Consider the following 24,646-nt stretch of genomic DNA (forward strand, 5'->3'; position numbering starts at 1 on the left):
CGGTGAGCAGGTGGAATTACCGACACTCGTTCGTCTTCAGGCTCTCGCCCAGCGTTGGTTGGCGCCGCCGTGGCAGCTCCACACGATCACCGCTGAGCCATTGGCGGTCGCTGCGCCGTTGACGTCCAGGCACAAGCCGCTCTGGGCGTTGCTGATCGTGCCGTTGCCGTTGAGGACCCACTGCTGGTTCGTGGCGCCGCTACAGTCCCAGATCTGCACCCGGGTGCCGTTGCCGGCGTTGGCGGGGACGTCCAGGCACTTGCCCATCACTTGCAGCGCCCGCCCGTTCTGGGTGAACTGCTGGTTCGCGTTGCTGTGGCAGTCCCAGATGATCATCTGTCCGCCGTTGGCCGAGCTGGCGCCGTTGACGTCCAGGCACCGGCCGGATCCTTCGTTGCGCAGCCGGTTTCCGGTCGGGTTCGGGGTCGTCGGGTTCGGGTTGGTCCCGCCGTTGAGCGTGTCGAGGACGGCGTTGTACGCGGCCTTCTTGTTGCCCGCGCAGTCGAACAGCAGGGCGTTGTCGGAGCCGCGCCAGGAGTCGCAGTCCCGCACACCCCACACCGTGATGCCGGTACACCGGGAGACCGCCAGGCAGGCCCGGGTGACGGTGGCGTAGATGTTCGCCTGGTTGCCGCCCTGGGTCACGTCGAGCTCGGTGATCTGCACGTCGACGCCGAGGTCGGCGAAGCGCTGGAGGTTGGCCTGGTAGTCACCGGGGATCGAGGTGCCCAGGTGCGACTGGAAGCCGACGCAGTCGATCGGCACGCCGCGGGCCTTGAAGTCGCGGACCATGTTGTAGATCCCGGTCGACTTCGCGTTGACGCCGTCGGTGTTGTAGTCGTTGTAGCAGAGCTTCGCGCCCGGGTCGGCGGCGCGGGCGGCACGGAACGCCGCCTCGATCCAGTCGTTGCCGGTGCGCTGGAGGTTGGAGTCTCGCCGGCCGCCGCTGCCGCCGTCGGCGAACGCCTCGTTGACCACGTCCCACGAGTGGATCTGCCCCCGGAAGTGGGTGGCCACCTGGGTGACGTGGTTGATGGCGGCGTTGCGCAGGTCGCCGCCGGACAGGTTCTGAGCCCATCCGGGCTGCTGCGCGTGCCACAGCAGGGTGTGGCCGCGCACGCTCATCCCGTTGGCCCGGGCGTGGCTGACGATGCGGTCGCCGGCGCCGTAGTTGAACCCTCCACGCTGCGGCTCGGTCGCGTCCCACTTCATCTCGTTCTCCGCGACGAGACTGTTGAACTCGCGGTTGAGCACGGACATGTAGGTGCCGTCGTTGAACTTGTACGTCCCGACGGCGGCGCCGTAGTAGCGGCCTTTCTCGGCCGCCGAGGCACCGAGCGTGGTGCCCGCGTTGGCGGTCCCGGTGGACACGAACGCCAATCCGGTGGCCAGCAACGAGGCCAGCGCCAGTGGCAGTATCACTTTGGTCCGCCGTCGCCGTCGCGGACGGCCCGCGTGGAGGAGCTCGCTCATCGTCAGTACCTTTCAAAGTCGGTCGCTTCGCGGCGTTAGCGCTAACATCGCTATTCCCTTTGGACTTCGCCCGGGTCGAGCGGAAGTGGATGAACACGCAACGCATCGATGCGTGTGAGATTGCCAGATTGTTTCAAAGCGTTCAAGAGGGAAACGTCGATGCGCGACCGGACTTTCGACAGTCCCCACCGATAACACATTTTCGATACCGATTAGAACCGGCGAGCGCATAAAAGCGCCGCGCGTTTCTGTTATCGGCACCGGTGCCGGACGGTCGCGGGCGGCTACCCCGCCGACGGCGGCCGGGGCCGGAAGGACGCGTCGGCGCGAAACGCCGCGCTGCCGTCGGAGGGATCCACCCACAGCTCGGTGCCGCGGTGGCGCAGAAAAGCACCGGGGTAGTTGGACGACTCCAGCGACACCGAACCGGGGACGGAGCCCGCGCGCACACAAAACGTCGCGTCGCCGCGAAACAGCTCGGTGCCGTCGTCCGCGCTCAGCCGCAGCCGCCAGGACGAATGGCGCAGGTAACGGCCGTCCGGGACGCGAAGCGAGACGCAGCCGGGATCCGCCAGACCGTGTACCACCTCGAACGTCGCGCGTTGCCGGGAGGCGGCCGCGTCGGCCCGCTCCAGGACCCCGAGGTCGTTGCCGGTCGTGACGAAAAGCCCTACCGCGTTGACCGACTCCAGCGTGGCGCGGCCCGACGTGAACGGCGGCGTGCCCGAAGGGCTTGCCACGGTCGGGTTCGCGCGCGTCGAGGACGGAGCGACCCGCTCGGAAGTCGACGGCGCCGGCGCCACCGCGGGGGCCGACCCCACCGGCCGCGGAGCGGAAGCCGATGTCGGCGCCCCGAACGCCTGCCGGCCCGGTGGCGCGGGTGCCGACCAGGTGGCCGTCGTCACGGCGGCGCCGGCGACCAGCGTGCCGGCCATCACCGCCGTCGCGACGGGGTGCGCCCCCGCCGCCTGGGCGAGCTGGCCGAGAAACCCCGCTTTGACACCGGCGGTGACCGCGCTCTTGAGGAGCACCGCGGCCGACAGCGCCACGGGGACGGAAAGCAGCGCCAGGCCCGCGACGAGCCGCTCCAGGGGCACCAGTTCGCCGGCGGCGCGGGTGCAGACCGGACATGACCGGGTATGCCGCGTGATGCGTTTGCGCCACAGTGGACCCGGCACGCCGTTCCAGTCCTCCACGACAGCGGTCAGCTGCGCGCACCGCGGGTGGGCTTCCAGCGCCGCGACAAGTGACCGGCTCAGCTCGAGCTGCTGGCGCATCCGCTGGACACGCACACCGGCGTGCGCCGCGCTCGTCCCCGACGCCGCCGCGAGCTCGGCCCTGGTGAGCTGGCCGGCGGTTTCCAGCCACCACAGCGACAGCAGGGCCCGGTCGTCGGGGTCGAGCCATCGGCTGGCGCGGACCGCCTGCCTGCGGTGGCTCGACAGCTCCACGTGCGTCAGTGCCAGGCTCTCCGCGTCGGCGTCCGGCAGGTCGATCACCTCGTCCAGGGGGGCCGTCCGCCGCGCGTCGGCCTGCCGCCGGTGGAGGTGGGTGCTGATCTGGCGGGTCGCGATCGTCGCCAGCCAGGGCCGGAAGCTCTCCGGGGTACGCAGCGTGCGCAGCTCCCGCAGGGCGCGCAGCATGGTCTCCTGCACGACGTCGTCGACGTCCGCGAGCCCGCCCAGCGCCCGGCGCACGATGGTGTACACCAGCGGCAGGTAGGCGGTGACGAGCTCGTCGAGTGCCCGCCGGTCCCCCGCCTGCGCGGCGACGACCAGGCTCGTCTCGTCGACCCGGCTGGCCGGCATCACACGCTCCGCGCCGCCGGCGACGTCTCGACGAGGCCCGCCGGCCCGCGCCGCGGCGCCCTGGCGTTCACGAGGACTCCAGCCGGTAGACCCGCCGCGCGGTCCGCCGCCAGATCGCGTCGTGTTGCCGCTCGTCGCACTCGACGAGCAGCTCGGACAGGGTGTCGATCCACCGCTGGTACGTGGTGGCGAGCAGGCACACCGGCCAGTCCGAACCGAACATCAGCCGATCGGGCCCGAACACGTCCAACGCGTGCGCCACCGCGGGTTTCAGGTCCGCCGGTGTCCAGGACGCCCAGCCGGCCTCGGTGGCCAGGCCGGAGAGTTTGGCCGACACGTTCGGCTGCCGCGCCAGCGTCCACATGTCGCGGGCCCACTCGAACATGTCGCCGCCGGCCACTGCCGGTTTGCCGAGATGGTCCAGGACGAACCGCACGTGCGGCAGCGCGGCCGCCAGGCGGATCGCGGCGGGGATCTGGTGCTGGCGGATGACCAGGTCGAACACGAGGCCCGCCGCGCCGACGGCGCCGATTCCCCGGCGGATGTCCGCGCGGTCGAGGAAGGCCGGATCGGGCTCGCCCTGGACGAGGTGGCGGATGCCGACCAGCCGGTCGCCGCCGGTACCCGCCCGCAACCGGTCGATGCGGTCTGCGACGTCCGCTGCGGTGAGGTCCACCCAGCCGACGACGCCCCGGATCAGGTCGCTGCCCGCGGCGACGCTCAGCAGGTCCACCGTCTCCGCTTCGGAGCTGATCGACTGCACGACGACGGTCTGCGAGACGCCCGCGGCCGCGGCGAGCGGGGCCAGGTCGGACGGTTCGAAGTCGGCGTCGATCGCGGCCATCGTGTACGGGTCGATCCAGTGCTGCGGGTGGCGGGCACGGTTCCACAGGTGGTGGTGGGCGTCCACGAGGCCGGCGGGTGCGTACGGGTGACCGTTCATCAGCGTCCCAGCCAGCCGCCGTCGACGGGCAGGACGGCGCCGTTGACGTAGTCCGACGCCGGGGAGGCCAGGAACACGGTGGCTCCGGCGATGTCGTCGGGCCGTCCCCAGCGACCGGCCGGGACGCGGTCGAGGATCGCCTGGTTGCGCCGCGGGTCGGCGCGCAACGCCTGGGTGTTGTCGGTGTCGATGTAGCCCGGCGCGATGGCGTTGACGTTGACACCGTGCGCCGCCCACTCGTTCGCGAGGGCCTTGGTGAGCCCGGCGACGCCGGACTTGGAGGCGGTGTAGCCCGGAACGTTGATGCCGCCCTGGAAGCTCAGTAGCGACGCCGTGAAGATGATCTTGCCGTGCCCTCGGCTGACCATGCCGCGGCCGATCTCCCGGCTGAGCACGAACTGGCTGCTCAGGTTGACCTCCATGACCTGGTCCCACATCTCGTCGGAGTGGTCGGCCGCCGGCTGGCGGGCGATCGTGCCGCCGTTGTTCACGAGGATGTCGATCGGTCCGCGGGTGTTGAGGTTCGCGGCGAGCCGGTGCACGGCCGTCCGGTCGGCCAGGTCGGCGCGCAGGGCGGTGAACCGCCGTCCGGCCGCCAGCACCCGCTGCTCGACCGCGCTGCCGCTGGGTTCGAGGTGGGCCGATACGCCGATGATGTCGGCGCCGGCGTCCGCCAGCGCCGCGGCCATCGCCAGTCCGATCCCGCGGCGGGCACCGGTCACGACGGCGGTGCGTCCGGTCAGGTCGAAGAGCGCGCTCATCGCGCGGTTCCCCGCCAGTCCAGGAGGACCTTCATGACCCCGCCGCCGCGTTCGAGAACGGCGAAGGCGGCCTCGACGGCGTGGACGGGCATGGTCCCCGAGATGAGCTGCGTGGTCGGGATCGCCCCGGCGGCGACCAGCCGGATCGCTTCGGCCACGTCGTCGCGCTGGTAGAGGCGAGCGCCGAACAGTTCCAGCTCGCGCCAGAAGAACCGGTGCAGGTTGACCGGACGGGGCTGGGTGTGGATCCCGACCAGGACGAGCCGGCCCCGGGTGGTCAGGACGTCGACCGCCGTCTCCACGCCGGCGGCGGAGCCGGACACCTCGAACGCGACGTCGGCGCCCGCGCCGCCGGTGCGTTCGTTCACCAGCGCGACCGCGTCGACCATCTGGGGGTCGACGGCTTCGAGGCCGACCTGTCGGGCCACCGAACGCCGGAACGGGTTGGGCTCGACGAGCACCACCTTCGCGCCGGCGTGTTGGGCCACCAGGGCGATGAGCACACCCACCGGTCCGCCACCGACCACGACGGCGTAGTCGTCCGCGCCGAGACCCGAGCGCCGCACGTCGTGCACCGCGACCGCGACCGGCTCGACGAGTGCCGCGTCGTGTAGCGGCAGAGCGTCGGGAAGCGCCAGTACCAGATCCGCCGGGACGTTCCAGATGGACTGCATGGCGCCGGGCGAGTCGATGCCGAGGAAGTTCATGGCGTGGCAGACGTGGGAGTTGCCGCGCTGGCACGCGGCACACCGGCCGCAGGACCGGGTCGGCATGACGGTGACGGGCTCGCCGACGGACCAGCCGGTCACGTCCTGGCCGATGGCGGCGACGCGTCCGGACATCTCGTGGCCGATGATCGCGGACGGGCCGACCCGGGCGTCCATGTCGCCGTGGTAGATGTGCAGGTCGGTGCCGCAGATTCCGGTGTAGGCCACCTCGATCGCCAGCTGGCCGGGCTCCGGCGGTTCGGCGGCCCGGTCCTCGACCTCGAACTTTCGGGCGCCGCGGTAGACGACCGCCTCCATCGCGCCTCCCTCCTATGTAGACAAAATTGGTCGCGGAGGGCACCGGGTGCCGCGATGCCCTCCGCAGTCCGTTGTGTTCAGGGGGTGACGGTGAAGTCGCTGAAGCTGAACTGGCCGGTCACTCCGGCGGCGTGCGAGGTGGCGATCAGGCCGGCGTCCTGGGTCGCGGCGACGCCGGCCAGGTTGACGGTGGGACCGACCTTGGTCCACGTGCTGCCGTCGCTGGAGTAGTAGCCGCTGACCTCGTCGCCGGCGCGGACCAGCCGCACCCACACGGGCGCCCGCACGCCGCCGGCGCCGCTGAACGAGTCGAGGTAGCCGTTGCCGTCGGCGTCCCACTGGAAGGCCACCCCGTTGCCCGGCGTGGCGACGACGACCGCGTACCCGGGCGACGTCCCGGCGCCGGTGAGGTCGTTGCGGATGGCCACGCCGGCTTTGGCCCACGGGTTGGTGCCGTCCATCGCGGTGACCCGGGCCGTCACCGTCGACGAGGCGCCGACCGCGCCGTCGCGGTAGATGGCGCCGTACTCGTCGAACGCACCGCCGCCGTCCTGCCAGATGTCCGTCCCGGCGGTCAGGATCGCGTAGGCGCCGCCGGCCTCACCGAACTGGCTCGGCACCGACCCGTAGCCGGGCAGTGAGGTGAGCGGGTTGATGGCCGCCACGTTCACCGTCCTGGTCAGCTCGTACCCGGTCTGGCCGGCCCGCAGGTCCACCGTGGCGGTGACGGCCGCGCGGGCCACCGGGACGGTGACCGACGCCGGTGCGGTGACCTGCCACGAGACGGTCTGCGAGGCACCCGGGGCGAGGCGTGGCCGCGGGGCGGGTCCGGTGCGGACGGCCCGCCAGCCCTCCGGCACCGCGATGGCGGCGGTCAGCTCGGCCACCGCTTTGTCGCTGATGTTCTCCAGCGTGGCGGTGACGGTGGTGGTGCCACCCGCGCCGAGACTGGCCGGCTCCGCCGACAGCACCGCGCCGACCGGCGGGCGCTCGGGGTCGGCCGGGCCCCGATATCTCCCGGTCGGGCCGGCGTTGTAGATGATCCGGCTGGCCTCGATGGCCGGGTTCGCGGCGCTCATGGTGACGTTGCCGCGGGTGACGTTGCCGCGGCTGCCGTTGACGATGCCGGTGATGGCCGGGTTGGTGGTGTAGTTGTCGACAAGGGTGAGGTCGCCGGTGCGGTTGCCGTTCTGGTTGTTCGCGTGCGCCCACTGTCCGGCGGTGTCGACGAACACGTTGCGGCTGGCGGTCAGGTATCGGGAGCCCTCGTCGAAGTAGAGGCCGAGCTGGCCGCTGTTTTCGCAGAAGTTTTCCTCGATGGTGCTGCGCGGCATCGCCGAGAGGGTGTAGATGCAGCCGGCGTCGAACATGGTCTGCACGACGTTGCGCACGTAGTTCCCGACGATCCGCACGTCGCTCAGCGTCGTCGGCGTCTGGTAGATCGGCTGGAAGTCGTACAGCCCGCGGTTGACGTACTCGGGGCTGCCGCCCGGGTCGTTGGCACCCCATCCGTAGCCGAGCCCGATGCCGGTGTACGGCGCGTCGCTGATGTAGTTGTGCGCGATGGTGAGCCGGGTGACGTAGGTGGCGAAGATCGGGTCCTGGTCGAGGTACTCCAGCAGCGACGCGTAGAGCCGGTTGTCGCTGACGAGGATGTCGCTGTTGACCATGCGGGGATCCGAGGGGTGGTGCGCGTCGGGGCGTACGCCGCCGATCACGACGCCGCCGCCGGCGCTCGCGGTGAACGTGTTGCCGACGACCGAGACGTCGCGGGCGCCCAGCCCGACGCCGGTGGCGTGGGCGTTGGCGTCGTTGCCGATCCCGAGCCCGATCGAGCCGAGGTTGACGAACGCGTTGTCGTGGAAGCTGATGCCGTGTGCGGCGGACACCTGCACGGCGGCGGGCGCCTGCGCCCAGCCGTTGCGCGATCCTTCGAACCCGCGGCAGCCGACCGCGCAGGAGGTGAACGCGTCGGCGGGCCGGTCGGGCTGGACACCGGTGATGAACACGCCGGTCTGCTGGTTGGCGTACCCGTTGGGCGAGCTGGGGTGCAGCCAGGTAGTGCCGGTGAACGTCAGCCCTTCGAACCGGAGGTTGCGCGCCGGCGCGTCGTAGGTGCCGCCCACCTGGACAAGTGACTCCAGCCGCGGCAGCTCGACCCGCGCCTGCCGGATGTCCTGCCCCGGCAGCGGCTTGTAGTACAGCGTCCCGGCCGTCGGGTCCAGGTACCACTCGCCGGGCTCGTCGAGGAAGCGCCTGGCGTTCAGCAGGAAGTAGGTCGGTGTCCGGAACGGGGACTGGAGCGCGTCGTACCCGTAGGTGTTGTTGTCCCACGCGGGCTGCTGCATGACCACGGTCGTGCCGGAGATGCTCTGCACCGGCGCGAACCGGTTGGTGAAGGACTGCATCGCCTGGAAGTCGATGCGCCGCTGGTCCGGCAGCGTGGCCAGGTACGCCAGGTCGGGGTTGTTCAGCGTGAAGCCGGTGGCGTTGAGCGTGATGTCGGTGCGCGCGAGCGGGATCCGGGCGCGCTGCGCCAGGGCGCCGTCCACGTAGAGCTGGCGGGTGTCGAAGCCGGCGCCGACGTGTGCTTTGTAGACGCCCGTCGCGGCGTCGTCGAGCTCCCACCCGGTGACCGGCTGTGCTCCACTGAGGACACTCGTGCCGCGCGCGCCCCGCCAGGTCACGATGCGGCCGCCGCGTCCGGAGTCGGCGGCGTCGAAGCGCAGCGGCTCGGTCAGCCGGTAGGTGCCGCTCTGTAGATGGACGGTGACGTCGCGGTTGCCTTTGGCCGCCTCGAGGCGCGCCCGCCGTTGCGCCTCGCCCAGGGTGGCGAGGGGGCGGGCGAAGGTGCCCGGGCCGCTGTCCCTGGCGTTCGCGGTGCCGGGCGGCGCGACCACGATGACGTGTTCGGGGGGAGCCGCCTGCGCGGCGGGGCTAGACACAATGGACACTCCTACCGCGGCCAAGGCCACGACTGCTCTTCGGGCCGACGAGGGGCGCACAGCGACTTCCTTTCCTGCCGGGCCGCGGCGCGGCGCGGGGTGCGGGCTGGTCTAGTGGACGTCCACCGGATGCGGCTGGTGCGCGGCGCCGGCGCGGCTGGTGACGGCGAGCAGCCGCCGGCCGGCCTGCTCGGGCCGTACGTGCGGTCCGGCGGGTGCGGGTGCGGTCCGCTGGTACACCGAGGCGATCGTGTCCTCGTCGACGCGGATGCCCAGGCCCGCCGAGTCGCCGAGGATGTAGGCGCCGTCCTCCACCTGGAGGTCGATCGTCACGCCGATCGGCGACCGCAGGTCCTGGAGTTCGCTGGCGATGTGGTTGGGCACCGAGGTCGCGGCGTGCAGCAGGGCGACGGGCGTGTTGCCGATCGGGCTGACCGGCAGGTCATGGGCGTGCGCCAGCGCGGATACCCGCAGGAAGTGGGTGACGCCCCAGACCGCGGCCGTCTGGACGATGTCGAGGCCGCCGGCGGCGATCAGCGGCCGAAACTGCTCCAGCCCGGTCAGGTTCTCGCCGCTGGCGACCGAGGTACGCACGCCGCGGCTGACAGCGGCCAGCCCGTCCGCGTCCCAGCGTCGGACCGGCTCCTCGATCCAGGCCAGGTCCAGGGTGCGTTCGAGTTCGCAGACGTGGCGGACCGCCTGCTTGCGGGTCCAGGACTCGTTCGCGTCCAGCATCAGCCCCGGCCGCATGCCGCGCGCGGCCTCGGTCAGCACCTGCCGCACCAGCGTCAGGCGATGCCGGTCCCGCTCGATGTCCAGGCCACCTTTGAGCTTCGCGGCGCGGAGCCCGTGTTCCGCGTACACCTCGTAGGTGGCGACGAGCTCCTCGTCGGTCAGGCCGATGTCGAGGCCGGAGGCGTAGGCGTTGACCCGGCGGTCCCGGCCGCCCAGCAGCCGCCACAGCGGCTCGCCAGCGGCCTGCGCCTTGATGTCCCACAGCGCCGTGTCGAAGGCGCCGATCGTGCCGAACACCACGCCGGCGTGGCCGGCCTTGAAGGTCTGCCGCAGCATCCGGTCGTAGAGCGCCGTCACCGCGCGCGGGTCCTGACCCTCCAGGGCCTGGAAGATGGCTTCGGCCTCCACGTGCGACCCCAGGCCGACTCCGGTGATCCCCTCGTCGGTCTCGACCAGGATGATCGGCACGGTCATGACGCCGTCGGCGTAGACGCCGTTGGCGTCGCCGACCGGCCGGCCCCAATGCTGTGCCGTCGTCAGGGTCCGGTATCCGGTGATCCGCATGTCAGCCCTTCGTCGCACCGGCGGTCACGCCGTCGGCAATCTGGCGCTGGAGGAACAGGTAGGTCACCAACACCGGCACCGCGGCGATCAGGACGCCGGCCGCGAAGGTGGGGATGTCGTCGGAGTACTGGCCGCGCAGCGAGGTGACGCCCACCATGAGCGTGCGGTTTTCGGCCGACGGCATCATCAGCAGCGAGATGAGCACGTCGTTCCAGCAGAACAACGTGTTGAGGATGCCCACCGACAGCAGTGCCGGCACGCCCATCGGCAGCATGATCCGCCGGTAGACGCCGTACACGGTGTTTCCGTCGATCCGGGCCGCGTCGATGATTTCGGCTGGCACCGCCCGGTAGTAGCTCGTCATCAGAAAGACGGTGAACGGCAGCCACTGCGCGACGTAGGCGAGGATCAGTCCCGGATAGGTGTCGATGAGACCGATGTCTGCCATGATCCTGGCCAGCGGCACCATGATGACCTGGAAAGGGATGAACAGCGCCGCGAGGCAGACCAGGAACAGCGCGGACGAGCCGCGAAACCGCAACTGGCTCAGCGCGAACCCGGCCATCGACCCGAGCAGCAGTAGCAGCACCACGGCGCAGGTCACCACGATGAGCGAGTTGAGGAAGTACCGCGCCATGCCGGCGCTGTTCCACGCGGTCGTGATGTTCTGCCAGTGCAGTGTGCTGGTCAGGGAAAAGCGGTCGAGGATGTACTCGCGGCGGGTCTTCATCGCGACGTTGGCGGTGAACAGCAGCGGGTAGATCGTGGCCAGGGCGAGGAGCGCCATCGGCACCGCGACGAACCATCGGCCCAGCCGGATGCGCGACATCAGTTTTCCCTTCCCGCGCGGCGCAGCACGCTGATCTGGAGCAGGCCGACGACCAGCATGATCACGAACAAAGCCGTGGACGCGGCCGAGGCGAGGGCCGGGCGGTTCATCTGTCCCTGCTGGAACCAGATGTAGAACTCGGGCAAGTAGGTCGAGCCTTCCGGGCCACCACCGGTCATGATGTAGAGCAACCCGAACATGGAGGTCAGCATCCCGATCATGGTGGTGACGAAGACGAACTGGATGGTGCGGGACAGCCCAGGGATGATGACGTGCCAGATGGTCTGCGGCAGCGATGCGCCGTCGACCCGCGCGGCGTCCAGGAGCGCGGCGTCCAGGGTCGCGAACCCGGCCAGGAAGACGACCAGTGCCATGCCGAACGTGGCCCAGATGTGCACGCCGGCGACGGCGAAGATGGCCACGTTCGGATTGCCCAGCCAGTCCACCGGGCCGACGCCGATGCCGCCGAGCACGGCGTTGAGCGGGCCGTCGAAGGCCAGCAGCAGGTTGAAGATCGCGCCGACGATCACCGGTGAGAGCACGGCCGGGAAGAAGTAGACGCTGCGGTAGACCCGGTGTCCCGGCACGCGCAGGTAGATGAAGGTGGCGAGCAGTCCCGGTATCGCGACGGCGACCGGGAGCAGCAGCACCAGCAGCCCCACGTTGCGCAGCGCGGTGCGAAACAGCGGGTCGCCGAGCAGGTCGGTGTAGTTGTCGAGCCCGACCGTGGTGCCGTTGCGCTCACCGTCGCCGGTGAAGGAGAAGTTGACACCGAGCAGCAGGGGCCACAGCCGCAGCACGACGATGATCAGGACAGCCGGTGCGACAAGCACGTACGGGGCGAGGCGTTCGGCGCGCCGCCCGTCCCGGGCCCGCCGGCGGCTGGGCGCCGCCGGCTGCTCGACCTTCGTCGCCGCGGCCCGCCCCGCTTCGGCGGCAGGGCGGACCGACGACGAACTACCCAGTGGCACGAGATCAGCCCGTCTTGTCCGACGCGGCGAGCTGAGTCACCGCCTTGTCGACCGTGACCGATCCACTGATCAACTGCTGGGACAGCCGCCCCATCAGCTCGATCGTCTTGGAAGACAGGGCCACGTGGAGAGCCGGCTTACCGGCCTTGGTCTCCGACACGATCGTGGCGACGGCGGGGCCGGCGCTGGACACGTCGATCGTGGTGTCCGCGGCGATGGCGCCCGCGTCGGCGTAGAACGCCTTGAGCGCGTCGGTCGAGGTCAACGACCGCACCAGGTCGGCGGCGACCTTCGGGTCCTTGGTCCATTTCGCGACCGCGTAGCCGATGCCGCCGTCGTAGGGAACGCTCGGCGTGGTGCCGGCGGTCACGACCGGCGACTTCATGACACCGACGTTGTCCGCCTCCAGGAACTCGGCGAAGTCCTTCCAGTGCCCGATGTCCGACATCAACCCGATGACGTGCGAAGCCTTGGCGGATTGGAATACCGCGAACGCGTCGTTGAACATCGCCGTCGAGTTGGCGCCCTCGTTGTTGAGGCCCTTGTCGTTGACCTCTTTCCAGAGCGAGAAGACCCGCTTGACGTTGGGCGAGTTCCAGTTTCGCTTGCCGGCGATCCAGTCGTCGTACTCCTGCGCGGTGAGGATCCCCGAGCCGAGGCCGGACAGGAAGAACTGGATGCCGATGCCTTCCTTGTTGCCCTGCGCGAAGCACTTGGCCTTGGTCGCCTTCGTGATGGCCGCGCAGTTGCTCACGAACTCGTCCCAGGTGGTGGCCGGCCGCTCGGGGTCGAGCCCGGCCTGCTTGTAGAGCGCCTTGTTGTAGTAGATGGGGTGCCCCTGAAGCGTCACCGGGGCGGCGTACGTCTTGCTGTCCTTGGCGAATGCGTCCCAGCCGGCCAGCCGCTGCCTGTCCGCGCCGACGTACTCGTCCAGCGGCAGGAGCGAGTCCGCCCGGTCGCGGATCTGCCCGCCGCCGTTGAACAGCATGACGTCGGGCCCCTTGCCGGCCTGGATGGCCCCACCCAGCAGGGTGTAGTACTGCTCGAACGGCTGCGCGACGAACTCGACCGTCACGCCGGAGTGCTTCTTGGCGAAGTCGGCCTTCGCCTTTTCGATATATGAGGCCGCGGTCGCGTCACCGGACTTCCAGTCCCAGACGACGAGCTTGCCGGTCGATCCACCGGACGGCGAATTGGATTCCGAGGCGCTGCCGCAGCCGGCCAAGGCCAGCCCGGCAACCAGGACCGCCGACCACAGTGCTCGCTGCTTCATTGCTGCTCACTCTCCATAGGTGGCCGGGGGCCGGCCGTTGGCGGAGGATTACACGGGAACGTAACTCGTATGACGTATGACGTCAATACAGTGCCGTATAGTGAATCGGTGCTCGCGGTAGCCGCGGGCCACGGAGGGTGATATGACGGCAGCAGCGCGCTCGGCCGCGGACGTCTCCGCGCCGCCCGGCTGGACCCGGCGACCGGCCAACCTCGCCACCGCGGTCACCGCGGAGCTGGTGGAGCGGATCGTCCGCGGTGTCCACCCATCGGGCTCGCCGCTTCCGCCCGAGCCCGTGCTCTGCGCGACCTTCTCGGTCAGCCGCACCGTAGTCCGCGAGGCGGTGAAGATTCTTCAAGAGAAGGGTCTGGTCCAGGTCCGCCAGGGCACCGGCACCATGGTCACCCCACCCGCGATGTGGAACATGCTCGACGAGCTCGTCCTGGGCGCCACCATCGCGGAAGACGACAGCCTGGCCATCCTCGACGACCTCGTCGTCACCCGCCGCGTGCTGGAGTCCGACATGGCCAACGTCGCCGCCCGCGTGGCCGACGACGAGGCCATCGAGCGGCTGCGCGCGCTGGTCGACCGGATGGACGAGCTCGTCGACGATCCGGACTCCTACCATGACCACGACCGGACGTTCCACGACACCGTCATGCAGGCCTCCGGAAACCGCCTCGCCCGCGCCGTCGTCCGCGCGCTGGAAAGCCAGGTGCTCAACACCGCCCGCTACATGGGTCGCACCGAGCGCGCGCTGTGCGTCGCCTCCAACCGCGGCCACCGGCGCATCTACGAGCTGATCGCCGCCCACGACCCCGAGGGCGCCGCGGAGGCGATGTTCACCCACATCACCGAAGCGTGGGTGGTACGCCGCAGCGGGCCGGACGAGCCGACCCGACTGCGGCGATAGCCCAGATACGGATTGGGGCGGCGGGGCCTGTGCCGCGCGTGGCAGGCCCCGCCGCCGGCTCATCACCTACAGGGGTGGGTAGGCGTTCTGCATCAACTGGGTCACCTGCGCCGGGAAGAAGGCGCCGGAGATCGGAGCGCCGGCCAGCGCACCCGACATGTTGTGGCCGTTGAGGTCGTTGCCCTCATAGGTCGGGTCGCACATGCGGTCGAAGCCCTTGCCCTCGTTGTTCGGGATCTCGGTGCTCGAACCGTCCGACTCACCCGGAGGCTTGACCCACACGTAGGCGTCGATGCCAGCCGGGCCGGGGTTGGCCCGCGGACGCTCGCCGAGGCCGGCGCCGCTCTGGTTGCACCAGTTGCCCTTGTGGATACGGCGGTCGATCCGCGAGCCGTTGATCTGCTCGTCGAGCGTGCCCGTGGTACGCGGGCCGGTCGGGCGGGCCGAGCCGCCCCAGCCGTTGCGCGAGGTGTCGATGATCATGCCGATACCCGAGGGCATGCCCTGGGTGATCAGCTCCTGGCGGAACGCCTGGACGTAGCTCGTCTCGTCGTTGTACCGGTTCCAGTCGATCCACTTCGACGGGCGGGTCTGGTCGTTCACCGTGATGTACGGCTCCACCAGCGCCGAGTAGTTGGACGTGTTGCTGATGAAGCCGGCGACGTTGTTGACGCTGCCCGACCGCCGCACGGTGTCGACGATCAGCTGGGCGGTGGGCCGGAAGTTGTCGTCCCAGCCGACCCAGCCGTGGTGGGCTACGTCGATGTAGTTGTACACGTTCGGGATCGCGCTGAACTTCTGGAGCGCGTACGCGATGCCGTTGACGTAGTTGCCGTTGGTCTTCATCGTGTCGCACATCGGCTTCGCCGACGGACGGCCCGACACATTCGTGATCAGGTTCGGCAGCGAGTCGATCTCGACGATGTTGATGATCCGCAGGCTGCGGAACCGCGCGTCGTTCTGGTACGCGGCGATCGGGTCGATGTACGCCGTCTTGTACCGGTCGATCTCGGTCGGGCCGAGCTCACCGTTGGACGCCAGCGCCGAGCAGTCCCGGCCGGGCAGGTTGTAGATCACGAACTGGATGTACGAGGCGCCCTGGCGGACCGCTTCGAGCAGGTGGTCCTCGACGCCCATGGGGCCGTTGGACTGGCTGTTCGGGCTGCCTTCGATGGCCGCGATGCGGTCGATCCACACCGCGGTCGGGTTGCTGGAGATCCGGCTACCGCCCGAGACACCCTCGACCTTGGCCTTCCACTCCGGGTTGACGTAGCCGCGACCGCCCGCGTACGGGTTGTCCGCCCGCTCTCCGGGCGGACCCGTGGTCGGGTTGGACGTGGGCGGCGTGGTGGGCGGTGTCGTCGGCGGCGTGGTGGGCGGAGTGGTGGGTGGCGTCGTCGGCGGGGTGGTGACCGGGACACCGGTGCACGCCACGCCGTTGACCGAGAACGACGTGGGCGCGCCGTTCGTGCCGCTCCAGTTGGCGATGAAGCCCGGGTTGACCGTGCCGCCGTTGGGCACGCTGCCGTTCCATCCCTCGTTGGCCACCGTCACGGCGGTGCCGCTCTGCGTGAACCGGCCGTTCCAACCCTGCGTCACTCGCTGGCCGTTGGCGAACGAGAACTGGAGCGTCCACGACGTCCACGCATCGCCCACGTTGCGGACGGCGATGCTGCCCTGGAAAGCGTTGTTCCACTGACTGGCGACCGTATACGTCACACTGCAACCGGCGGCGGCGCTGGCTGGCAAGGCCTGCACCACCGATAGGCCGCCCAATCCGAGCGCCGCGACGGCGGCCATCGCCAGGCGCTGTTTCCGGGTACGACTCGACACGAGTCTCACTGCTGTTTCTCCTAGTTCGTCGCGGCGCGCACGCCTGACGGGCAGCTCGCCGGCCCGGATGGCGAGCATGATGGTGTCGTCTCCCCGGCCCGAAGGCCAGGGCCGGTGCCTCGCCAGATGGGCCGGCTCGCACCAGCCCATCTGCCCTTGGCGAGGCACACTCGCGTCGGCTCCCGTTGTGCTATGTCATCGGAGGGTCCATTGCTGGTTCGTCCCGCCGTGGCAGGCCCAAAGGTGGATCCTGGTGCCGTTCGCGGTGCCCGTACCGCTGGCGTCCAGGCACAGTCCTGAGTGGACGCCGGTGATGGTGCCGTTGGCGTTGACGTTCCACTGCTGGTTGGTCTGGCCGTTGCAGTCCCAGATAATGGCGGCGGTGCCGTTGCTGGTGCCCTGCCCGTTGGCGTCCAGGCACTTCGTACCGCCAAAGGCGGTCAGCTGCTTGCCGGACGTGTAGGTCCAGGTCTGGCCGGCCGCGCCGGTGCAGTCCCACAGCTGGGTCTGCGCGCCGTTGGTCGCCGCGCCGCCCGTCACGTCGACACACCGGCCGGACGGCGTCCCGACGATCCGCGATCCCGTCGGGGTGGGGGTGCTGCCGCCCGGTCCGGCGGCGGCCATCACGGCCTGGGCACCCGACGGCCAGTTGCCGTTGGTCACCGTGACGTTGCCGGAGACGACGTTGCCGCGATCGCCGTTGGTCACGTTGGTACTGCCGTTGGTCGACCAGTTGTTGGTGACGGTCCAGTTCCCCATGTTCTCGCCACCCCAGTAGTTGGCGGTGGCCCAGGTGCCGGTGTTGGAGAAGACGTTGTTTCGCACGGTGTAGTAGCGCGAGCCCTCGTCGAAGTAGACCCCGAAGTAGCCGTTGGTCCGCAGGCAGTAGTTGTCGCTGATCAACGCGCTCGGGTTCCAGGAGAGCGTGTAGATGCATCCACCGTCGTTCATCTGTTGCATGACGTCGTGCACGTAGTTGCCGATGAGCCGGTTGTTGGACGCCGTGGTCGGCGTCGTGTACCGCGGCTGGTAGTTGTACAGCCCGCGGTTGGCGTAGTTGTTGTTGCCGCCCGCGTCGTTGGCGCCCCAGCCGTAGCCCAGCGAGATGCCGGAGTACGGCATGTTGTAGACCTCGTTGTGCGAGACGGTGGCGTTGGTGACATAGGTGTTCAGGACCGAGACGATGCCCCGGTAGTCCGCACCGAGGTCGTGGATGCGGTTGTTGCTGACGGTGATGTCCCGGTTGACCATGCGCTGGTCGCTGGGATGGTGCGCGTCCGCGCGCACGCCGCCGACCACGATGCCGCCGCCGGAGCTGCGCGCGATCTCCGACCGGGTGACCGTGATGTTGCTGGCCCCGAGGCCGACGCCGCTGGCGTGGGCGTTGGCGTCGTTGCCGATGCCGATGGCCGTCTGGCCCAGGTTGACGAACTGGGAGTCGCTGAACGTGACGTTGTTGGCGGCGGAGATCTGCACCGCGGCCGGCATCTGGAACCAGTTCGGACGGGCCGCCTCGAACTGCGTGCAGCCGTTGTGGCAGGAGGTGAAGCCCGGCCAGCTCCAGTTTCCGGCGATGTACGCGCCGGTCTGCTGGTCGATGTAGCCCTGGTTGCTGCTGGGCCCCAGCCAGCTCGTGCCGGTGAACGTGACCCCGGTGAACGTGATGTGGTGCGCGGGCGCGTCGTAGGTGCCCCCGATGTTCACCAAGGACTGCAACGCCGGCAGCTCCACGCTCGCGGTGCTCATGTTCTGGCCCGCGCGCGGGATGTAGGACAGCACGCCGGTCCCGGGGTTGAGGTACCACTCGCCGGCCGAGTCGAGGAACTCGTACGCGTTCGCCAGGTACAGCGGACCGGCCCGGTGCGGGCTGGTGAAGGTGTCGTAGCCGAAGTTGTTGTTGTTCCAGGCCGGTTGCTGCATCGTGATGAGGTTGCCGCTGATGCTCTGCACCGGCGAGTACCGGTCGGTGAAGGAGTTGACGCTCTCCATCTCGACCCTGTTCTGGTTGGCCAGGTTGTTCAGGTAGCTCAGGGCGCCGTTGGTAAACCTCATCCCGGTGCTGGAGGCGGTGAAGTCCGCCCGATTCACCTGCGTACGCGCCCGGGTGGCGACGGCCCCGTCGACGTAGAGCTGCCGGGTGTCGATCCCGGTGCCGACGTTGGCCCGCCAGATGTTTCGGCCCGCGTCCGCCAGCGTCCACCCGGTGACCGCGCGGGCGCCGCTGATCACCGGCCGCGCGGAGGGCGCCGCCTGCCAGACGACCGTGCGGCCGTTGGTGCCGGAGTCCTCCGCGGTCAACCGCAACGGTGCCGACAGCCGGTACACCCCGTCGGCCAGCTGCACCACGATGTCGTCGGACATGGCGTCGTTCAGCGCCCGGACGGCGGCCTGCGCGCCCGCCAGGGAGCAGGGCTGGGCGCTGGAACAGGCGGTGCCGCTGCCGGACGGGGACGCGTAAAGGGTGGTGGGAGCCGCCACGGCGGGCGCGGGCGCGGCGACGACGCCGACCACGGCGGCCAACCCCGCCACGGCGACGCCGGCCAGTAGCTGCTTCCGCAGCGCCGAAGGTGCGAACACGGGTGCTCCTATGCGTGGGGGTTGCGCCAATGCTCACCAGGACCGGTCCGGTGGGGGTGCCGGCCGGTCCTCGATACGGCAGGGCTCTATACGGATGACGCCCGGCCGGAGCGACGGTCCACCGGCGTCTGGAGAATCGGTTTAGCATTGGGTGATGCGGCACCGATCACCGGACGGGTCGGCGAAACCATCCGACGATCGGTGCCGGGCGCGGCGTGGGGATCACCTCCGGAGAGACAGCGGCGGTATGACGTATGACGTCAGACAGCCGTCACGTTAAGCGCCCGTTACGTTCATGTCAAGTGACTCCCGTCGATCCGCGTAGGCCCCGTCCGTCCGCCGTTGGTTGCGCCTCCTTCGGCGCCAGGCAGGAGGCCACGAGGCGGTCGCCGCGTCCGGGCGGCGGATGGGCTTTTGCGTGCCGATGTGGCCGATTCATCGGATGACCGTTCGCAGGTATGCCAAGCCCTCCTGGGCGAGCAGGTCCTGCGACGGTGCGAGCGGGCGCCAGATCGACGCGGCGGTCGCGATGGTCTCGTTCTGTGCGGTGAACGACTCGATGCAGACGGCGCCCCCGTAGCCGGTCACCGCCAGCGCGGCGAAGAAGCGGGGCCAGTCGAAGTGGTCCGCGCCGGGCGCGCCGCGGTGGGTGCCACTGACCTGGACGTGTTTGACGCGGGGGCCGGCCGTGACGAGGGCGGCGTAGGGGTCGGCCTCCTCGATGTTCATGTGGTACGTGTCGATCATAATGCCGACGTTCGGGGGCAGTCCGTCGACGAGGTCGAGGGTCTGCTCCACGGTGTTGACGACGCTTGTCTCGTAGCGGTTGAGCGCCTCGACGCCGATGCTCACACCGCGCTCGCCCGCGTGGTCGGCCACCGGTGCGAGCGCGCGGCGAAAGTCCGTGTAGCAGGCCGTGCGGGCCGCCGCCGTCATGCGCCAGGTCCGGCCGACCGCGGCGTAGACCGGGCCGCCGACACACGGTGCTCCGACGGCGGCCGCCTTGTCCACACAGGTCTTCAGGTACGCCACTGTGGACTCCACAGTGGCCGGTGCGGTGTTCACGAGGTCCCGTCCGGGTGGCGTGACCGCGCAGACGGCGGCCGCGGCGAGGCCGTGCGAGTCGAGCAGGTCGCGGATGCGGGCGGGATCCCAGTCGCCGGGCTGCTCCAGCGGCAGCTCGACCGCGTCGAAGCCGAACGCGGCGATCCGCGGGATCAGGCCGGCGAGGGCCTCGTCGTCGACCGGCGAGGCCCACACCCACGGGTTGACACCGATGGCGCGCACGCCACCTACTTCCAGCGCTGCGGATAGCCGGGCAGGTCGGTGCAGCCGCACATCGCGTAGTGCAGCGGCGGCATGTCCGGGTCGATGTACTCGCCTAGGTTGTCCTGGGTGATCGTCGGCTGCGGTAGCTTCCACGGGTTGGACACCGGCTCGCCGCCGAGGATCTTCAGCGCGGCGATGATCGGGGTGCGCCACTGGTAGGTGGGGTAGGTGGGTGCGATCGCGGTGAGCTTCTTGTCCTGCCACAGCTTGAGGAAGTCGAGCTGGTCCTCGCCGTTGATCGGTGGCACGGCCGCGCCCGCGTCCTGGAACGCCTCGACGGCGGCGACGGCGACCGCGCCGGCGTCCATCCAGACACCGTCGATCGTGCCGTACCGCTGGATGTAGTCGCCGACGATCTTCTTGGTCTTGGCCGGGTCGCCGTCGGTGAACTCGACGCCGACGACGTCGACGCCCGCCTTGTCGAACGCGACCTTCGCCGCGGACCAGCGCGTCTCCAGTACGTCGACGCCGGGCAGGATGCGCAGGGCGAGCAGCTTGCCGCCGGGCTTCATCTTCTGGCTGACGAACTCCGCGGCGACGTGGCCGAAGCCGTAGCCGCCGATCGGGTTGATGAACGTGACCGGGCAGGTGGTGTCGACGCCGCGGTCGAACACGATGACCGGCAGACCCTTCTGGCACGCCGCCTCGACGGCCGGGGTGAGCGTGGCGGTCGTGTTCGGCGAGACGATCAGCGCGTGGCAGCCCTTGCCGAGCAGGTCGTTGATGTCCGCGATCTGCTTCTGGTCCTTGCCTTCGGCGTCGACGTGCACGAACTCCTTGATCTGGCCCCGGTGCGTGTCCACCTCGGCCTGCATGGTCTTGAAGCCGACCTGCCGCCACGGGTTGTTCAGACCCGCGTTGGAGAAGCAGAGCTTGTACGGCCCCGGCTTCTTGAACTTCGCGGTCTCCACCATCTTCGGGTTGAGCACCTGCTCCCACGGCTTGCCGGACGGCCCGGTGGCGGTGGCGCCGAGCAGTGCGAGCTCGTTGTCGTAGTCGGCCTGCACGAAGAACTTCGACTGCTCCCCCGTGCCCGACCCGGCGGCCGCCGAGGCGGTGCTGGACGCGGTCGGTGCCGGTTCGTCGGTGGCGCAGCCGGCGAGCGCCAGCAGGGTGGCGACCGCCAGTACCGCTATGGAACGCCTCACTTGTGTCCCCTTTACCTGGAGGAGGAACGCACGGACGAGACCGCCACGGCGAGCAGGATGATCGCGCCCTGGACGGTCGACTTGAGGGCGCCGGAAACGCCGTAGAAGTTCATGAGCGCGAAGAGTGTCTCGAGGGTCAGCGCGCCGAGCATCGCGCCGGCGACAGAGCCCCGACCGCCGCCGAGCGCGACGCCGCCGAGGACCACCGCGGTGATCGCACCGAACTCGAGGCCGGCACCGGCCTGGAACGAGACGCCGCTGAATCCGCCGAGCAGGATCGCGGCGACCGCCGCCGAAAGTCCACTGAGGACGAACGCGAGGGTCTTGGCGCGCCAGACCCGCACGCCGCTCAGCTCGGCGGTCCGCGGGTTGCCGCCGACGGCGACCAGCGTCCGGCCGAAGTCGGCGCGGGTCAGCAGCGCGGCGAGCCCGGCCACCGCCAGCAGGACGAGCAGCGCATACGGTATGCGCCCCAACCCGGGCACGTCTTCGAACGCCCGCCGGCCGAACCGCCGGAACTCCTCGGAGAGCCCGCCCTTCGGTGCGCCGTCCGACCACAGGTACACGGCGCCGACGAGGATCAGGAACATGCCGAGGGTGGTGATGAAGGACGGCACCCGGAGGCGGGTGGTGACCAGGCCGTTGACGAGGCCGACGGCGGCGCCGAACGCGAGCAGCAGCAGGACGACCGGCCAGGTGCGGGCGGGGTCGTTGTCGATGAGCCGGGCGGCCACGACGACCTGCGCGGTGACGAGCGAGCCGACGGAGAGGTCGTACTCGCCGGAGACGATCACGAAGTACTGCCCCGCGGCGAGCACGATGATCGGCGCGGAGCGGCCGAGGAACGACATGAGCGACGGCGGGGCGAGAAAGTCGGGCTGCCGGACGGCGATCAGGACCAGCAGCACCGCGAGGATCACGACGATCGGCAGGACGCCGCCGGCGCGGAGGCGCGGTGGGCGAAGCTCGGCGATCCGCATGGCTAGGACGCCGCCTTCCGCAGGGCCCGGCGGGCGTAGATGGCCACGGCCGCGATGATGATCACGCCACGGATCACCTGTTTGAAGAACGCGTCCACCTCGAGCTGGTTGAAGATGGCGTCGATGCTGGCCAGCAGCAGCACGCCGCCGACCGTGCCGGCGACGCCGCCGCGCCCGCCGGCCAGGGCCGTGCCGCCGAGGACCACCGCGGCGATCGACTCCAGGTCGTACAGGCCCTCGGTGCCGACCCGCGGCGCACCCGAGCCGAGCCGGCTGGCGAGGTAGATCCCGGCGAGGCCGGCGCAGAGCGAGCACAGCACGTGCGCGGTGACGAGCACCCGGTCGTTGCGCACACCGGAGAGCCGGGCGACCGCGGGGTCACCGCCGACGGCGATCAGGTGGTGGCCGAAGCGGGTGCGCGCGAGCGCGAACCAGGCCGCGGCGGCGACGGCGAGCAGCAGCAGAAACGCCACGGGCACCGGCCCGACGCGCTGGTACCCGAGGCTCTGCACGAGGGCGGGCGCGGTCTTGCCGGCCGGGCCGTCGTAGCCGTTGTCGAGGTATCCCTTCAGCAGCAGCCCGACGCCGACGGTGGCGATGAACGCGTTGATCCGCGCCTTGGTGACGAGCACGCCGTTGAGGAGCCCGATCCCGGCGCTGACCACGAGCGTCAGGCCGACCGCCGGCAGCAGCGCTCCGTCGCCGCCGTTCATGGTCTGCGCCGCCACGAGGGTGCTGAGGCTGACCACGTAGGCCACGGAAAGGTCCAGCGATCCGCCGATGATGACCAGCGTCTGGCCGACGGCGACGAGACCGAGAGCGGTGGCCACGTGCAACAGGCTCACCGTTGTCGGCTGGGTGAACAGCTGGCCGCCGTCGATGGCGACGACAAGCCAGCCGATCGCCAGCGTGAGGGCCAGGGCCACGAAGACGCCCGGCGCGGTCCGCCTGGCCGGCAGGCGCAGCGCGGTGCTCATCGGGCCGGCTCCCGCTCCGTGCCGAGGGCGAGGGCGAGGACGTCCTCTTCGGTGGCGCCGGCGGGTAGTTCGCCGGCGATCCGGCCCTCGCGCATGACGACGACGCGGTCGCTCATCCCGAGCAGTTCCGGCAGCTCGGACGAGATCATGAGTACGGCCGCGCCGTCCCGGGCGAGGCGGCGGACGAGGTCGTGGATGGCCGACTTCGCGCCCACGTCGATGCCTCGGGTCGGCTCGTCGAACAGCAGGACCTTGGGGCCGAGGGCGAGCCAGCGGGCCAGCATGACCTTCTGCTGGTTGCCGCCGGACAGGAAGCGGATCTCCTGGTCCTCGCCGGCGGCGCGCACGTCGACGGCGGCGAGCAGGTCGCGGACCCGGGCGGCGCGGGCGCCGCGGCTGGGCCGGGCGGGGAGGACGGCGCGACTGGCCAGGAGCGCGTTGTCGAGCACCGACTGGCCGGCGACGATGCCCTCGCCCTTGCGGTCCTCGGTGATGTAGGCGATGCCGGCGCGCATCGCGGCGCGGGGCGAGCGCAGCCGTACCGGCGCGCCGTCGAGCGTGACCTCGCCGGTGGTGAACGGCGCGGCGCCGAACAGGGCGCGGGCCAGCGCCGACCGCCCGGAGCCCTGGAGTCCGCCGACGCCGACCACCTCGCCGGGACGCAACGACAGGTCGACGCCGCGCAGCTTCCGGTTGCCTCCACCGCGGACGGTGAGCCGGACCGGTCCGAGCTCGTCCGGCCGCCCCCGGTCGGGGTAGTAGCTGGACAGCTCCCGGCCGACCATGTGCCGCACCAGCTCGTCGGGCCCGGTGGCCGCGCTGTCCAATGTGGTCACTTTCCGGCCGTCCTTGAGCACGGTGATCCGGCTGGCCAGGTCGAAGACCTCCTTGAGGCGGTGCGAGACGTACAGCACGCCGATCCCCTGCCGTTGCAGCCGCCGCACGAGCGCGTACAGCTGCTCGACCTCGTGGTCGGCGAGGGCCGCGGTGGGCTCGTCCATGATGAGCAGCCGCGCGTCGAGCGCCAGCGCCTTGACGATCTCGACGACCTGCTGCCGCGCCACACCGAGCTGCCCCACCCGGGCTCCGGGTGGCAACGCGCTCTCCCCGATGGAGGCCAGCAGCGCCGCGGTCTTGCCGAGCATCGCCTTGCGGTCGACGAGCCCGCGGCGTAGCGGTTCGTGGCCCAGATACACGTTTTCCGCGACGCTGCGCTCGGGTAGCAGGTTGAACTCCTGGTGGACGATGCCGATGCCGGCCCGCTGGGCGTCACGCGGCCCGTGAAACGCCCGCCGGGCGCCGGCGAACTCGACCGTCCCCTCGTCGGGTGTGTACACCCCGGACACGATCTTCATGAGCGTGGACTTGCCGGCGCCGTTCTCACCGACGACGGCGTGCACCTCCCCCGGCGCGACGTCGAGGTCGACTCCGTCGAGCACCCGCACGCCGAGGAACGACTTGCCGATGCCCCGGAGAGCGAGGAGAGCGTCGGACATCACACAGGCCCCTACGATGCGTAGTCGGGAGAGATAAGTCGAATCGTTTGCGCACGGCGCGGAACG

The 24,646-nt window shown here is 70.2% G+C and carries 18 protein-coding genes; 1 reads left to right on the forward strand and 17 read right to left on the reverse strand.

Annotated elements, in window-relative coordinates:
* Nucleotides 1-36: 36 nt before the first annotated feature.
* The 10 genes from ACTMTJ_RS14600 to ACTMTJ_RS14645 all read right to left on the reverse strand — a co-directional run bounded on the left by ACTMTJ_RS14600 (nt 37) and on the right by ACTMTJ_RS14645 (nt 13,327).
* Nucleotides 37-1,473: an endo-1,4-beta-xylanase gene (locus tag ACTMTJ_RS14600; RefSeq protein ID WP_441216922.1), complete on the reverse strand. Its 1,437-nt coding sequence runs from the start codon at nt 1,471-1,473 to the stop codon at nt 37-39.
* A 284-nt stretch (nt 1,474-1,757) separates the two neighbouring features.
* Nucleotides 1,758-3,281 carry a sigma-70 family RNA polymerase sigma factor gene (locus ACTMTJ_RS14605; protein ID WP_441216923.1) on the reverse strand — a complete coding sequence of 508 codons (1,524 nt, stop codon included), beginning with the start codon at nt 3,279-3,281 and terminating at the stop codon, nt 1,758-1,760.
* A gap of 67 nt (nt 3,282-3,348) precedes the next feature.
* Entirely contained in the window at nt 3,349-4,224 is an 876-nt protein-coding gene (locus ACTMTJ_RS14610; protein ID WP_441216924.1) for an amidohydrolase family protein, read from the reverse strand.
* Nucleotides 4,224-4,985, reverse strand: coding sequence for a 2-dehydro-3-deoxy-D-gluconate 5-dehydrogenase KduD (gene kduD, locus ACTMTJ_RS14615; protein WP_441216925.1), 762 nt, complete (start codon nt 4,983-4,985; stop codon nt 4,224-4,226). Before kduD ends, ACTMTJ_RS14610 begins: the two co-directional genes overlap by 1 nt.
* Nucleotides 4,982-6,010, reverse strand: a complete 1,029-nt coding sequence (locus ACTMTJ_RS14620) for a zinc-dependent alcohol dehydrogenase (protein ID WP_441216926.1) — start codon at nt 6,008-6,010, stop codon at nt 4,982-4,984. The genes kduD and ACTMTJ_RS14620 overlap by 4 nt, the downstream gene beginning before the upstream one ends.
* Nucleotides 6,011-6,087: 77 nt before the next feature.
* Nucleotides 6,088-8,955, reverse strand: coding sequence for an NEW3 domain-containing protein (locus tag ACTMTJ_RS14625; RefSeq protein ID WP_441216927.1), 2,868 nt, complete (start codon nt 8,953-8,955; stop codon nt 6,088-6,090).
* 111 nt (nt 8,956-9,066) lie between these two features.
* Nucleotides 9,067-10,254, reverse strand: a complete 1,188-nt coding sequence (locus ACTMTJ_RS14630; RefSeq protein WP_441216928.1) for a mandelate racemase/muconate lactonizing enzyme family protein — start codon at nt 10,252-10,254, stop codon at nt 9,067-9,069.
* A gap of 1 nt (nt 10,255) precedes the next feature.
* On the reverse strand, nt 10,256-11,083 hold the full coding sequence (locus ACTMTJ_RS14635) for a carbohydrate ABC transporter permease (protein ID WP_441216929.1): 828 nt from the start codon (nt 11,081-11,083) through the stop codon (nt 10,256-10,258).
* Nucleotides 11,083-12,054, reverse strand: a complete 972-nt coding sequence (locus tag ACTMTJ_RS14640) for a carbohydrate ABC transporter permease (protein ID WP_441216930.1) — start codon at nt 12,052-12,054, stop codon at nt 11,083-11,085. Before ACTMTJ_RS14640 ends, ACTMTJ_RS14635 begins: the two co-directional genes overlap by 1 nt.
* Nucleotides 12,055-12,058: 4 nt before the next feature.
* Complete coding sequence (locus tag ACTMTJ_RS14645; protein WP_441216931.1) at nt 12,059-13,327, reverse strand: ABC transporter substrate-binding protein; 1,269 nt, start codon at nt 13,325-13,327, stop codon at nt 12,059-12,061.
* Between the two features lie 142 nt (nt 13,328-13,469).
* Here ACTMTJ_RS14645 and ACTMTJ_RS14650 point away from each other — a divergent pair, with 142 nt between their 5' ends.
* Complete coding sequence (locus ACTMTJ_RS14650; RefSeq protein ID WP_441216932.1) at nt 13,470-14,240, forward strand: FadR/GntR family transcriptional regulator; 771 nt, start codon at nt 13,470-13,472, stop codon at nt 14,238-14,240.
* A gap of 66 nt (nt 14,241-14,306) precedes the next feature.
* Here the strand turns inward: ACTMTJ_RS14650 and ACTMTJ_RS14655 are convergent, their stop codons facing one another.
* The 7 genes from ACTMTJ_RS14655 to ACTMTJ_RS14685 form a co-directional block, all read right to left on the reverse strand.
* A complete protein-coding gene (locus ACTMTJ_RS14655; protein WP_441217164.1) occupies nt 14,307-16,040 on the reverse strand; it encodes a glycoside hydrolase family 6 protein in 1,734 nt (577 codons plus the stop codon).
* Nucleotides 16,041-16,268: 228 nt separating this feature from the next.
* Nucleotides 16,269-18,650: an RICIN domain-containing protein gene (locus ACTMTJ_RS14660; RefSeq protein ID WP_441216933.1), complete on the reverse strand. Its 2,382-nt coding sequence runs from the start codon at nt 18,648-18,650 to the stop codon at nt 16,269-16,271.
* A 435-nt stretch (nt 18,651-19,085) separates the two neighbouring features.
* Nucleotides 19,086-19,937 carry a sugar phosphate isomerase/epimerase family protein gene (locus tag ACTMTJ_RS14665; RefSeq protein WP_441216934.1) on the reverse strand — a complete coding sequence of 284 codons (852 nt, stop codon included), beginning with the start codon at nt 19,935-19,937 and terminating at the stop codon, nt 19,086-19,088.
* A gap of 5 nt (nt 19,938-19,942) precedes the next feature.
* On the reverse strand, nt 19,943-21,127 hold the full coding sequence (locus ACTMTJ_RS14670) for a substrate-binding domain-containing protein (RefSeq protein WP_441216935.1): 1,185 nt from the start codon (nt 21,125-21,127) through the stop codon (nt 19,943-19,945).
* 11 nt (nt 21,128-21,138) lie between these two features.
* Complete coding sequence (locus ACTMTJ_RS14675; protein WP_441216936.1) at nt 21,139-22,107, reverse strand: ABC transporter permease; 969 nt, start codon at nt 22,105-22,107, stop codon at nt 21,139-21,141.
* 2 nt (nt 22,108-22,109) lie between these two features.
* Nucleotides 22,110-23,084 carry an ABC transporter permease gene (locus ACTMTJ_RS14680; protein ID WP_441216937.1) on the reverse strand — a complete coding sequence of 325 codons (975 nt, stop codon included), beginning with the start codon at nt 23,082-23,084 and terminating at the stop codon, nt 22,110-22,112.
* The gene (locus ACTMTJ_RS14685; protein ID WP_441216938.1) at nt 23,081-24,580 is read right to left on the reverse strand and encodes a sugar ABC transporter ATP-binding protein; all 1,500 of its coding nucleotides are present in this window, start codon (nt 24,578-24,580) and stop codon (nt 23,081-23,083) included. Before ACTMTJ_RS14685 ends, ACTMTJ_RS14680 begins: the two co-directional genes overlap by 4 nt.
* Between the last annotated feature and the right edge of the window lie 66 nt (nt 24,581-24,646).

The organism is Phytohabitans sp. LJ34 (genome assembly GCF_052068095.1).
Lineage (GTDB): Bacteria > Actinomycetota > Actinomycetes > Mycobacteriales > Micromonosporaceae > Phytohabitans.